Here is an 11,788-nt window from a genome sequence, read left to right as displayed (position 1 = left end):
CGGTGCTCGCAGCCTCGCTCGCAGCCTGTTCAGGTGGCGGCGCTGACGGCGGAGCAGGAGGTGCGGGCGGCGGCGCGCCGCTGACCGTCGCCGCCTACTCGCAGCCGACCCTGCAGCCCAACTTCAACCCGTTCTCGCCCAACGCGCTCCGCGGCACGATGGGGCTGATCTACGAGCAGCTGTACGACTTCAACACCGCCGGCACGTTCGAGTTCATGCCCAGCCTGGCGACCGAGATCGCCTGGGCCGACGCCGGCAAGACACTGGACATCACCCTGGACACCCGGGCCAAGTGGGCCGATGGCAGCCCGCTGACCGGCGACGACGTGGTCTTCACCTTCGAGTACATGAAGCAGCACGAGCTGCTGGCGCTGCCGCTGACCGAGGCGACCAAGACCGCCGACGGCGTCCGGCTGCGGTTCTCCGAACCGGCCTACGCGATCGTCCAGGACATCGGCCGCACCGCGATCGTGCCCGCCAAGATCTGGCAGGGCAAGGATCCCGACAAGGAGCTCAACACCTCGCCGGTAGGCAGCGGGCCGTACAAGCTGGGCCGGGTCACCGGTCAGCAGGCCAGCTTCGAGGCCCGCAAGGACTACTGGAAGCAGCAGGTCCCGGTCGGCCAGATCAACTACATCACGACCAGCAGCACCAGCCTGCTGGCGCAGCAGCTGGTGCGGCACGAGGTCGACCTGGCCTACGCCGGCATCCCCGACATCCAGCAGTTCGTCGCCAAGGACCCGGACAACAACCACCTGTGGCCGGTCCACGCCAGCATGAAGCCGCTGCTGCTGAACCACAAGCGCGAGCCGTTCCAGGACGTCCACGTCCGGAAGGGGTTCGCGCTGGCGCTCAACCGCGAGCAGATCGCCAATGCCTACAACCCGGGCGTCTACGCACCGGTCTCCGCGACCGGTCTCTACCAGGAGGACTGGAACGACTGGATCCCCGAGGCCGACCGGGCACCGCTGGCCCAGGACCAGCAGGCCGCGCTGGCCGAGTTCGCCAAGGCCGGTTACCACAAGAACGGCGACCAGCTGGTCGGGCCGGACGGCAAGCAGCTGACGCTGGGCGTGCTGACGGTCTCCACCTTCGCCGACGGCATGGCCTACACGCAGGAACTGGTCTCGCAGCTCAACCAGATCGGCATCAAGGCCACCGTCGAGGGCGTTCCGCCCACGGCCTACACCACCCGCGAGGGCAAGGGCGACTTCGACGCGATCTACGGCGACGCCTTCACCTATGGCGCCAACCCGTACAACTTCTACTCCTCGATGCTCGCGCCCGACAGCAAGCACAACTTCGTCGGCTGGGACGACCCCGCCACCAACAAGGCGCTGGCCACGCTGGCCAAGGCCTCGCCGGAGGAGCAGAAGGAGGCGACGCTGCCGCTGGAGAAGATCATGGTCGACCAGGTCCCGGTGATCCCGCTGCTGGTGAAGGGCACGCCGTACATGTACTCGACCGAGAACTGGACGGGCTGGCCGAGCGAGGAGGACCCGTACACCACGCCCGACCCGGGCGCGATCAGCGGTGTCTTCGCGGCCAAGCTCGTGCTGTCGCTCAAGCCGGCCGTCTAGGAGCGTCATGGCAGCCCGGGCGACGGCCCCCGCACGAACCCCCGTCAGCGGCGCCCTCCGAGCGCTGACCGGCAGCGTGGCGGCCAAGCGGATCGCTTTCTACCTGGTCGCCGGCTGGGCCGCGATCACCCTCAACTTCCTGCTCCCCCGGCTGATGCCGGGCGACCCGGCCTCGGCGATCCTGCTCAAGATGACCGAGCTGGGGCCGGTGTCGCCACAGCGGGAGGCAGTCGTCCACCGTCTCTTCGGCGGCGCGAACAGCGGCCCGCTCTGGGACCAGTACGTGTCCTACCTCGGCGGGCTGTTCCGCGGCGACTTCGGGCTGTCGATCGCCTTCTACCCCACGCCGGTCACCGACGTCGTCATCTCCGGCTTCTGGTGGACGGTGATCCTGGTCGGCAGCGCCACGGTGATCGCTTTCGTGGTCGGTACGGTCCTGGGCGCGATCGCCGGCTGGCGGCCGGGACAGCGGTTCGACTCCATCGCCAGCCCGTTGTCGATCTTCGTTCACTCGGTGCCGTACTTCTGGATCGCGCTGATCCTCGCCTTCGTGTTCGCCTTCCAGTGGGGCTGGCTGCCGCTGGCCGGCGGCGCCGGGCGCAACGTGGAGCCGGGATTCACGGCGGCCTTCATCGGCAGCGCCCTCGAGCACGCGGTGCTGCCGGCGGCGACCATCGTGCTGACCTCCATCAGCGGCTGGCTGATCCACATGCGCAACATGACGGCGTCGGTGATCAACGAGGACTACGTCCTGCTGGCCCGGGCCAAGGGTCTCCCCAACTCCCGGGTGATCTCGGGCTACGCCGCCAGGAACGCCATCCTGCCGAGCATCTCCGGCTTCGCGGTCTCGATCGGCATGGTCGTCGGCGGCTCGCTGCTGACCGAGCTGGTGTTCAACTACCCCGGCCTCGGGAGCCTGCTCAACCAGGCCATCCTCAACCTCGACTATCCGCTGATGCAGGGCCTGTTCCTGGTCATCTCCCTGACGGTGCTGGCGATCAACTTCATCGCCGACTCGATCTACGTCCTGCTCGACCCACGGACCCGGGAGGTCTCCTGATGCGGCTGCCACTGCGGCTGCGGCTGCCACGCAAGATCCGCCGGCCGCGGAACCGCAAGGTCGCGGTCGGCCTGGTGATCCTGGTCGTGCTGGTCGTGATCGCGATCATCGGCCCCGCGCTCGTGTCGGCGCTGCTCGGCCAGACCGCGGGCCGGTTGCACGCGGGCGGGCCGCTGGAGCCGCCGTCGGGCCGGCACTGGCTGGGCACGACGACCGCCGGCGAGGACGTGCTGGCGCAACTGGTCACCGGAACCCGTACCTCGCTGCTGGTCGGGCTCACCGGCGGCGCGATCTCGACCACGCTCGCCGTCCTGCTCGGCGTGATCAGCGGTTACAGCACCGGCAAGGCCGGTGCCGCGCTGACCGCGTTCGTGAACGTCTTCCTGGTCATCCCCGGGCTGCCGTTGCTGATCATCATCGCGAGCTACACCCAGGGCCGCGGCGGCTGGATCATGGTCGCGTTGATCATCGGGTTGACCAGCTGGCCGGGTGGCGCCCGGGTCAAGCGCGCCCAGACGCTGTCGCTGCGCAACCGCGACTTCGTGCAGGCCGCGCGCTACGCCGGCGAATCGCGGGTCCGGATCGTGCTGCTGGAGGTGGCGCCGCACCTGGCGCCGCTGATCGCCTCCACCTTCCTGTTCGCCGTGGTCAGCTCGATCGCGGCCGAGGCCGGGCTGAACTTCATCGGCGCCGGCAACCCGAACACGGTCAGCTGGGGCACCATGCTCTTCTGGGCGCAGTCGCAGGGCGCTCTGCTCAGCGGCGCCTGGTGGTGGTTCGCGCCGCCGGGCCTGTGCATCGCACTGATCGGTACGGCCGCGGGCCTGATCAACTTCGGTGTCGACGAGCTGTCCGACCCGCGGCTGCGCGCCCGCAGTCCGAGAGCGCACCGTAAGGCCGGTCGAGCGACGGCGGCGATCGCGGAGGCAAGCTGATGACCAACCAGGATCCCCCCATTCTCCTCGACGTGGCGGGTCTCACCGTCGAGTACGGCTCCGGCGACGACGCGGTCCGCGCGGTCGACGACGTCAGCTTCCAGCTTCGCCGAGGCGAGATCCTCGGCGTCGCCGGCGAGAGCGGCAGCGGCAAGTCGACGCTGATGACCGCGCTGACCCGGCTGCAGCGGCCCCCGGCCCGGATCGCCGGCGGCACGGTGACCTATCACCCCGGCGGCGCGGAGGCCGGGATCGACCTGCTCGCCGTGCCCCCGGCGCGGCTGCGGGAGCTGCGCTGGGACTCGCTGGCAGTGGTGCTCCAGAGCGCGATGGCCGCGCTGAACCCGGTGATGCGCCTGGGCGCCCAGTTCGCCGACGTGATCCGCGCCCATCGCGCTGTCGGCCGGAAGGACGCCTGGTCCCGGGCGGAGGAGCTGCTCGAGCTCGTCGGCATCCCGGCCAACCGGGTCCGCAGCTACCCGCACGAGCTCTCCGGCGGGATGCGGCAGCGCGCCACGATCGCGCTCGCGCTGGCGTGCGAGCCGGAGATCATCGTGATGGACGAGCCGACCACCGCGGTCGACGTGGTGATGCAGCGGCAGATCGTGCGCCGCCTGATGCGGCTGCGGCGGCAGTTCGGCTTCGCGATCGTGTTCGTCACGCACGACCTGTCGCTGCTGGTCGAGCTCGCCGACCGGATCATGGTGATGTACGCCGGCCGGATCGTCGAGATCGGCTCGGCGTCGGCCATCTACCACGACCCGCGGCACCCGTACAGCCAGGGACTCCGCGACTCCTTCCCGCCGCTTCACGGGCCGCTGCGCGAGCTTCGCGGCATCCCCGGCTCGCCACCCGACCTGCGGGCGCTGCCGTCCGGCTGCGCGTTCCAGCCACGCTGCCCGAAACGGCAGCCGGAGTGCTCGGCCTCCCGGCCGGAGCTCCCGCTGGAGGTCGAGCACGGCGCCGCGTGCCTGCTGCAGCGGCCGGCCGACCAGACCAGACTCCCTGCGAGCAAGGCGGTGCAGTGATGTCAACCACTCCTCCGGCCACCCAGGCAGCCGAGGCTGCTGAGACACCCGAGGCGATCCTGCAGGCGGTCGGCGTGACGAAGCGGATCCCCCTGCACGGTCGTGACCGTGGCCATGTGGTGCACGCCCTGAACGGGGTCGACCTGACGCTACGGCGTGGACAGATCCTCGCGCTGGTGGGCGAGAGCGGCTCCGGCAAGAGCACGCTGGCCCGGCTGCTGGCGCTCGGAGACGTCCCCACCAGCGGGGAGGTCCAGTTCGCCGGGAAACCGGTCCGGCGCGCGGACCGGCGTACGCACTTCGGCCGCGTCCAGATGGTGCTGCAGGACCCGTTCTCGTCGCTGAACAACCTGCACCGGGTGCGCTACATCCTGTCGAGACCGCTGCGGAACTTCGCCCGTACGTCGTCGGCCGAGCTCGAAGGCCGTGTGCTGGAGCTGCTGGAACGGGTGAACCTGACGCCGGCCGACGACTTCATCGACAAGTACCCGCACGAGCTGTCCGGCGGGCAGCGACAACGGATCGCGATCGCGCGGGCGCTGGCCGCCGAGCCGGCCGTCCTGCTCGGCGACGAGCCCGTGTCGATGCTGGACGTGTCGATCCGGCTGGACATCCTCAACCTGCTGGCCGAACTCCGCCGCCGCGACGGCCTGGCGATGCTCTACATCACCCACGACATCGCCAGCGCCCGCTACTTCGCCGACGAGATCAGCGTCATGTACGCCGGGCACATCGTGGAGACGGGGCCCGTCGAGCAGGTCACCCAGGAGCCGAAGCACCCGTACACGAAACTCCTGCTCGCCGCCTCCCCCGACCCCGACCGTCCCACCGCCGGCAGCTCCGAAGACCTCGACGAGGAGGACCTGGCAGAGCCCCCGAACCTGCTCGCCGAGCCCGTCGGCTGCCCGTTCGCACATCGCTGCCCCGACGCGACGCCGGCCTGCTCGACCACGGCGCCGCCGACACACACGTTCGCCGCGAGCCACTGGGCCCGTTGCTGGCTGTACTCCTGAGCGTTGTGGCCACCCGGCAACGTCCCTAGCCGGTGGGCCACGGCGATCCCGAGCACTGACACGTGCTGCGCACGGCCACTCGCCCCGCTCCCGCTGAAGGAGGCGGGTTTGGTCATCTATGTCCATGCCTCACGATCGTCCATACGGATGGCTCCAGAGAGTCCTCACTCGTGCCCCGGGACGGGGAATCGCTTCTCCACCGCGACGAGTGCATTCACGAGTGCCGGGATATCTGTCTGGTCCAGGCCGTCGATCTCGAAGTGCAGGGTGTTCCGAAGGACTTCGGCGACGAACCAAGGACGATTCCCCGGGAGCGGCGTCGATCTCGGGTACGCCCCATGACGTGCTGCTGTGGATGTGGGGGCGCGGGGACGGGACGGCGCTCACCTTCGACGGCGAACCCGAGCTGGTGAAACGGCTGCGTGACCTGCTGAAGGAGGCGACGCAGTAGGTCAGCCGCCGGTTCCGTGCTCAAGCATGTACGGACCTCCCGGCTGTTCACGGCAGGCGGAGGACGCGCGCGATTCGCGCGGCGCCGCCAAGGCGGACGAGGCCGCCCGGCACGCCTGGCCGTGTTGCGGCGGTGATCGTGGAAGGGTGGCCGAGGGAGTCGCCCATGTCCACGGCGATGCGGGTGACGCCCTGTTCGGCCAGGTGGGCGGCGAGGCAGGCGGTGCTGTTGGCATTGGCGACGTCCTCGGGGACGCCGATCGACGGGGCGAACATGCGGGCCGCGACCCGGCCGGAGCGCTCCGCGACGCTATAGACGTAGCAGCCGAGGAGGCCGAGCCTGTCGCAGGCGGCGCGGAGCCCGTCGAGGTCCGGGTCGAGCGCCGCCAGAGACGACCGGGTGGCAACGGGTACCAGCAACCGCGGCCGCCCCACCGCGGCAACTCTGACGCCGGGTACGCGAATGTCCGAGGTGATGCCGAGGGCGGGCACGACGAGGTCGCACTCGGCCGTGGTGGGCTCGCGTAGGTCGACGGGGCCGGTGTCGAAGGCGGATGCGATGTGCCCCTCCTCCCGTACGGCCCGGCCGGCGAAGACACCACCCGGCGTCTGGAGCGTCGTCCGGTACTCGCCGCTCTTGAAGAGGTATGCGAGGGCCGCGACCGTCCCGTGACCGCACGCGGGCAGTTCCTTCTCGGCGGTGAAGAAGCGCAGGGCGGCCACAGGCCCATCGGGTCCGTCGTGCGCGGAGACGAAGACCGCGTGCGAGGTTCCCATCAGGACCGGCACGCGGCGGCGTTCGGCGTCGGTCAACGACGTCTCCTCCATCACCGCGGTGGGACTGCCACCTCGGCCGTCACGCAGGCAGGCATGGACGATCGCGACCTGCGGACCGTTCCCGCTCATCGGCGGTCCTTCCCACCGGCCCGCTCGGCTCTGGCCGGCTGAGACGGGTCCGGCGGTTCGGGGAACGGGAGGCCCCAGGGCTCCTCCTCCAGCAGCAGCCCGTTCGCCAGGTAGGCGATGGTCCGATACCAGCCGGCCAGGACGAGGAATTCGAGCAGCTGCTCGTCCTGGTAGTGGACGCGTAGGGCGTCCCACGCAGGCTGCGACAGCCGTGCGCTCTCGTGCAGCTCGTCGACCGCGGTCAGCAGTGCCGCGTATCGCGGCGGCCACGAGCCGTCGACGCCTGGGGCGACGGTCGCCCGCAGTTGCCCGGCGGTGAGCCCGGCCTGCTGGGCGAGGGTCGCCGCATGCACGCCCCATTCGTAGCCGCAGCCGGCGCGGGCCGTCACCCGGGCGATGACGATCTCCCGGTCGGCAGCAGGCAGGAGTCCGTGGCCCAGCAGCCCGGCTCCCAGGGAGAACATCCGCGAGGCCAGCTCCGGGTTGCGGTGCAGGACGCGGAACAGCGTCAACGGCTCGTACGGCACGCCGGGCGGCATCCAGCGGCGGAGCGCCTGGTCGATAGAGGCGGGGTAGGGCGGGCTGAGCGGTTCGATACGCGGCATATAAGCGCTCCTGCTTTGATTATCGAACTACTATGATGCTTCGATAAGCGAAGCGCAAGGGAGCGGGCATGGAAGCAAGAGCGCCCCGGCCGGGGGTGCCGGTCAGGGGATCGGCGTCCGGCCGTCCGGTGATGGCCGCGCTCGACCTGCTAGGACGGCGCTGGACGATGCGCATCCTGTGGGAACTGAGCCATGCCCCGGCGGGCTTTCGCGAGCTCCAGCGCCGCTGCGAGCGCATGTCCTCCAGCGTGCTCAGCACTCGCCTCGACGACCTGACCGCCGCCCGCCTGGCCGCCCTGCACGACGACGGCTACCGGCTCACCCCCCTCGGCCGTGACCTCGTCGAGGCGCTCGCGCCGCTCAGTGCCTGGAGCCGCCGCTGGGCCGAGGAGATGGGCGACGCCCCACCGAGTGATCAGCCCTGAGACGCGACGGGGCGGTGACGTCACCCACCCGCTGCACCGCAGGGTCGAGGTCATGGCGAACTCCCGGCGTGCAGCTCGCCCGGACCGGGTGTCCTCGATAAGGCCGAGAAGTGATCGGCGGACGGACAGCGCCTACCGTTTCGGCGCGCATGACCACGATGCGCAACGGCGGCTCAAGGCCCGGGGCTTCGCCGAACGCGCCGACATGATCGTCTAGGGTGGGCTGCCCGAGGCCGAGATGGCCTCGCTCACCCAGGTCGTACGGATGTCCGCCCACGAGCAACGCGTGATCGTGGACTGGTCCACCCCGCCCAGCTGGGACAGTGCCCGCGATCGCGACGGTGACCTGAGCCGTACGGCACGTTCGAACGGGTCATCCGCCTTCGGCTACTTGATCTCACCACATGAGAACGCTTCGACTCGCTTCAGAGGAGGCACGAGAACCGCAGGGCACCGCCTTCTTCCCTGTACAGACGACGGAGTCACGACGATCTGCCGTGATTTATGGAGATATCCTGGGGTTATGCACTTCGGGGTGCTTGGCCAGGTGCAGGTGTGGACGGCCGATGGGAGGCCGGTAGCGGTCCCGGAGACCAAGGTGCGGGCCGTGCTGGCCGATCTGCTGGTGCATCAGGGACAGGTGGTGTCTGCGGACCGGTTGATCGACGATCTGTGGGGAGACGATCTACCGGCCAATCCGATGAGCGCGCTGCAGTTGAAGGTGTCCCGGCTGCGGCATGCCCTGGAAGCGGCCGAGCCCGGTAGCGGCGAACTGGTGTCCTCGCGCCCGCCCGGATACCTGCTGAGGGTGGATGCCGAGGCGGTGGATGCGGGGCGGTTCGCGATCCTGACGTCCCGCGCGCGGGACACGGAGGATCTCCAGGTCAAGACAGGTTTGCTGGCGGATGCGCTGGCTTTGTGGCGGGGCCCGCCCTTCGCCGATTTCGCCGATGACGACTTCGTCCGCTCGGCCGTTGCCCGGTTGGAGGAGCAGCGGCTGTCCGCGGTGGAGGATCACGCCGAGGTACGGCTGGCGCTCGGGGAGCACGACCTGCTGGTCGGCGAGTTGGGTGATCTGGTGGAACGCCATCCGCTGCGGGAGCGGTTGCGGGCCATCCAGATGCGCGCCTTGTATCGTGCGGGGCGGCAGGCCGAGGCCCTGGCCGGTTATGGCGAGCTGCGCGAACGGCTGGCCGATGAGCTGGGCCTGGATCCCGGCCCAGAACTGGTGGCGCTACATCAGGCAATCCTGGAACAGAGCCCGGCACTCAGCGGCCCTGCGCTGGCCACACAGGCACCCACCATGGAGACGGCAGCGGGGAACATCGGGCGGATGCCGGCGGAGGTGACCAGTTTCGTCGGCCGTCAGCACGAGCTCGCCATGGGGAAGGCGCTGTTGGCCCGTGCCCGCCTGGTGACGTTGATTGGGGCCGGTGGGGTGGGCAAGACCCGGCTGGCGCTGCGCCTGGCGGGCGAGGTGGAGCCGGGATTCCGTCACGGAGCCTGGCTGATCGATCTCGCTCCGCTGCAGGACGAAGAGTTGCTCGCGTCCACGGTCGCGGGCACGCTCGGGCTGGGCGAGCAGACGACGTCCACGCCGCTGGCGCACCTGTGCGATTACCTGGCCGACAAGCAGATGCTGTTGGTCCTGGACAACTGCGAGCACCTGATCGACGCGTGCGCGAACCTGGCCGCCACCCTCCTGGCGCACGCCGCGGACCTGCGGATCCTGGCGACCACCCGCCAACCGCTCGATATCGAGGGTGAGTCGATCCTGCCCGTGCCGCCGCTGGAGGTCCCGCCCGCACCGGTATCCCTGCCCGCCGCGCTCGCATCGCAGGCCGTGCAACTCTTCGTCGATCGGGTGGCGGCCGTCTGCCCAAGTTTCACGCTGACGGCGCTCAACAGCGACGCCGTGGCGGCGGTGTGCCGGCGGCTGGACGGGATCCCGCTGGCCATGGAGCTGGCCGCGGTCCAGGCCAGGGCCTTGCCCGTGGAGACGATCCGGGCCAGGCTCGACCACCGCTTCGACCTGCTGGCCAGGCGACGAGGCGTGCTGCCACGGCACCAGACCCTGCGCGCCGCGATCGAGTGGAGCTACGAGATGTGCTCGGCCGCCGAGAGACTCCTGTGGGCCAGGATGTCGGTCTTCGCCGGCGGCTGCGATCTGGACGCCATCGAGGACGTCTGCACCGACGGCGCGATCACGCGGGAAACCGTGTACGCGCTGGTGGCCGACCTGGTCGACAAATCCATCATTCTCTGCCAGCAGAACGGTATTCAGCCGTGCTATCGCCTGCTGGAGACGATCCGCGAGTTCGGCCAAGACTTGCTGGCCTCATCCGGGGAGCTGGCACAGGTGCGGGCACGGCATTGGGATCACTATCGGCGTCTGGTGCTGCGTGCCTCGTCGGAGCTGTTCGGGCCACGCCAGGTCGACTGGCTGATCCGGCTCCGGCGGGAGCAGCCGAACCTTCGTACCGCCCTGGAGTACAGCCTCAGCGCACCTGGCCAGGAGCGGGCAGCACTGGAGAGCGCGACCACCCTGCACTTCGTCTGGATTCACACAGGGGCGTTGCGCGAGGGGAGCCACTGGCTGGAGCGGGCGCTGGAGCTCAATCCCGAGACCACGCACGCCCGCGCCGCAGCCCTCGGCGCGCACGCCAACCTGCTGCTCATGCTCGGGGACATCAGCGCCGCCCTGGAGATGGCACGGAAAAGCCGCGTCCTCGCCGAGCAACTGGACGATCCGCAGGTACGCGCGTGGGCGGACCTGTGCAGCGGCACGGCGCTGATGTACTCGGGTGACCTGCCCGCGGCCCTGCACCTGCTCCAGCAGGCACTCGCCGAGCATCGCCGGCTGGGCGATCCGCTTGCCCTGCACCTCACCCTGCGTCACCTGTCGCTGGCCGCCTCAGCCGCCGACGACCCGCGAGCAGTCGACTACGAGCAAGAGTGCCTCGCCCTCTCCCGGTCCTACGGGGCAGAGAGGTCGACGTCCTGGGATCAGTGGATGGTAGGCCTCGGACTGATCCAACGCGGCGAGGTTGATCGCGGTGCCGCTCGCATCCGTGAGTCTCTGCGGCCTAGAGCCCGCACAGAGGACTTGGCCGGCGAAGCCTTCTGCATCGAGGCGCTAGCCTGGGCTGCGACGATCACTCGCGAGAACGAGCGTGCCGCCCGGCTCTTCGGCGCCGCACACTCGATCTGGCGCAAGGTGGGAAGCTCCCTCGTCGAGACCGTCTACTTTCAGCGGGTCCACGTGCCCTATGAGAAACAAGTGCGGGACGCCCTGGGCGATACCGCCTACGCCTCCCTCTTCGACGAAGGGCGCGAACTGGACATCAAAGACGCGATCCGATACGCCCTGCAGGAGCAAGCAGCCGAACCCGCCGCCACCGGTGCACACTCCGACGAGCCAGCGCTGCCCCCTGGCTCTCGTACAGTGCGATAGGCCGACCGCCCAGACCATGTCATGAAAGGCCGGCCAGCGCCGGGCCGAATAGCTGATCGCGATGATGACAGTCAACACGGAGGGCGCTTCGCCCCGGCGAGGGCACATCGGGGCGGACGGCGAGGACGAGCACGGCACGCCGGCACCGCGCGCAGCCCTGACGCCTGCCCAGCCAGCCAGTAGATGCGTGACCTGCACGCCCGGATCTTCGATTTCCTTCGAGCCTACGTAGGGATGAAGTGGCCTCGTGCGGCGGCCAAGGCCCGCGACAGCATCTCGGAACGCCCTCGCGACAGCACTCCCCGACCTCGTGACGGATCGCCCAGGACGCG

Annotated in this window: 10 protein-coding genes; 8 read left to right on the top strand and 2 right to left on the bottom strand. The window is 69.7% G+C overall.

Features of this window, described 5'->3' with window-relative positions:
* The first annotated feature begins 2 nt into the window (after positions 1-2).
* The 6 genes from FH608_RS34450 (at position 3) to FH608_RS34425 (ending at position 6,067) form a co-directional block, all read left to right on the top strand.
* The gene (locus FH608_RS34450; protein WP_193318794.1) at positions 3-1,580 is read left to right on the top strand and encodes an ABC transporter substrate-binding protein; all 1,578 of its coding nucleotides are present in this window, start codon (positions 3-5) and stop codon (positions 1,578-1,580) included.
* A 7-nt stretch (positions 1,581-1,587) separates the two neighbouring features.
* Positions 1,588-2,640 carry an ABC transporter permease gene (locus FH608_RS34445; RefSeq protein ID WP_139634551.1) on the top strand — a complete coding sequence of 351 codons (1,053 nt, stop codon included), beginning with the start codon at positions 1,588-1,590 and terminating at the stop codon, positions 2,638-2,640.
* Complete coding sequence (locus FH608_RS34440; RefSeq protein ID WP_139634550.1) at positions 2,640-3,575, top strand: ABC transporter permease; 936 nt, start codon at positions 2,640-2,642, stop codon at positions 3,573-3,575. Before FH608_RS34445 ends, FH608_RS34440 begins: the two co-directional genes overlap by 1 nt.
* A complete protein-coding gene (locus FH608_RS34435; protein ID WP_139634549.1) occupies positions 3,575-4,603 on the top strand; it encodes an ABC transporter ATP-binding protein in 1,029 nt (342 codons plus the stop codon). The genes FH608_RS34440 and FH608_RS34435 overlap by 1 nt, the downstream gene beginning before the upstream one ends.
* Complete coding sequence (locus FH608_RS34430) at positions 4,603-5,616, top strand: ABC transporter ATP-binding protein (RefSeq protein ID WP_139634548.1); 1,014 nt, start codon at positions 4,603-4,605, stop codon at positions 5,614-5,616. Before FH608_RS34435 ends, FH608_RS34430 begins: the two co-directional genes overlap by 1 nt.
* Before the next feature lie 118 nt (positions 5,617-5,734).
* On the top strand, positions 5,735-6,067 hold the full coding sequence (locus FH608_RS34425) for a hypothetical protein (RefSeq protein ID WP_139634547.1): 333 nt from the start codon (positions 5,735-5,737) through the stop codon (positions 6,065-6,067).
* A 47-nt stretch (positions 6,068-6,114) separates the two neighbouring features.
* Here FH608_RS34425 and FH608_RS34420 read toward each other — a convergent pair whose 3' ends face one another.
* Together FH608_RS34420 and FH608_RS34415 are read right to left on the bottom strand one after the other, a co-directional pair.
* Positions 6,115-6,972: a PhzF family phenazine biosynthesis protein gene (locus FH608_RS34420; protein WP_139634546.1), complete on the bottom strand. Its 858-nt coding sequence runs from the start codon at positions 6,970-6,972 to the stop codon at positions 6,115-6,117.
* Complete coding sequence (locus FH608_RS34415) at positions 6,969-7,577, bottom strand: carboxymuconolactone decarboxylase family protein (protein WP_139634545.1); 609 nt, start codon at positions 7,575-7,577, stop codon at positions 6,969-6,971. The genes FH608_RS34420 and FH608_RS34415 overlap by 4 nt, the downstream gene beginning before the upstream one ends.
* A gap of 68 nt (positions 7,578-7,645) precedes the next feature.
* Between FH608_RS34415 and FH608_RS34410 the strand changes: the two genes are divergently transcribed.
* A complete protein-coding gene (locus FH608_RS34410) occupies positions 7,646-8,002 on the top strand; it encodes a winged helix-turn-helix transcriptional regulator (RefSeq protein ID WP_139634544.1) in 357 nt (118 codons plus the stop codon).
* A gap of 523 nt (positions 8,003-8,525) precedes the next feature.
* A complete protein-coding gene (locus tag FH608_RS34405; RefSeq protein ID WP_193318792.1) occupies positions 8,526-11,456 on the top strand; it encodes an AfsR/SARP family transcriptional regulator in 2,931 nt (976 codons plus the stop codon).
* Positions 11,457-11,788 lie beyond the last annotated feature (332 nt).

This window comes from Nonomuraea phyllanthi (assembly GCF_006334985.2).
Taxonomy (GTDB): domain Bacteria; phylum Actinomycetota; class Actinomycetes; order Streptosporangiales; family Streptosporangiaceae; genus Nonomuraea; species Nonomuraea phyllanthi.
This window is presented reverse-complemented; position numbering and strand designations above follow the sequence as displayed.

Bases quoted from the DNA above. Each gene is read 5' to 3' on its own strand.
- FH608_RS34435 (WP_139634549.1), top strand. From the start codon at position 3,575: ATGACCAACCAGGATCCCCCCATTCTCCTCGACGTGGCGGGTCTCACC.
- FH608_RS34405 (WP_193318792.1), top strand. From the start codon at position 8,526: ATGCACTTCGGGGTGCTTGGCCAGGTGCAGGTGTGGACGGCCGATGGG.
- FH608_RS34425 (WP_139634547.1), top strand. From the start codon at position 5,735: ATGTCCATGCCTCACGATCGTCCATACGGATGGCTCCAGAGAGTCCTC.
- FH608_RS34445 (WP_139634551.1), top strand. From the start codon at position 1,588: ATGGCAGCCCGGGCGACGGCCCCCGCACGAACCCCCGTCAGCGGCGCC.
- FH608_RS34420 (WP_139634546.1), bottom strand. From the start codon at position 6,972: ATGAGCGGGAACGGTCCGCAGGTCGCGATCGTCCATGCCTGCCTGCGT.
- FH608_RS34410 (WP_139634544.1), top strand. From the start codon at position 7,646: ATGGAAGCAAGAGCGCCCCGGCCGGGGGTGCCGGTCAGGGGATCGGCG.
- FH608_RS34415 (WP_139634545.1), bottom strand. From the start codon at position 7,577: ATGCCGCGTATCGAACCGCTCAGCCCGCCCTACCCCGCCTCTATCGAC.
- FH608_RS34430 (WP_139634548.1), top strand. From the start codon at position 4,603: ATGTCAACCACTCCTCCGGCCACCCAGGCAGCCGAGGCTGCTGAGACA.
- FH608_RS34440 (WP_139634550.1), top strand. From the start codon at position 2,640: ATGCGGCTGCCACTGCGGCTGCGGCTGCCACGCAAGATCCGCCGGCCG.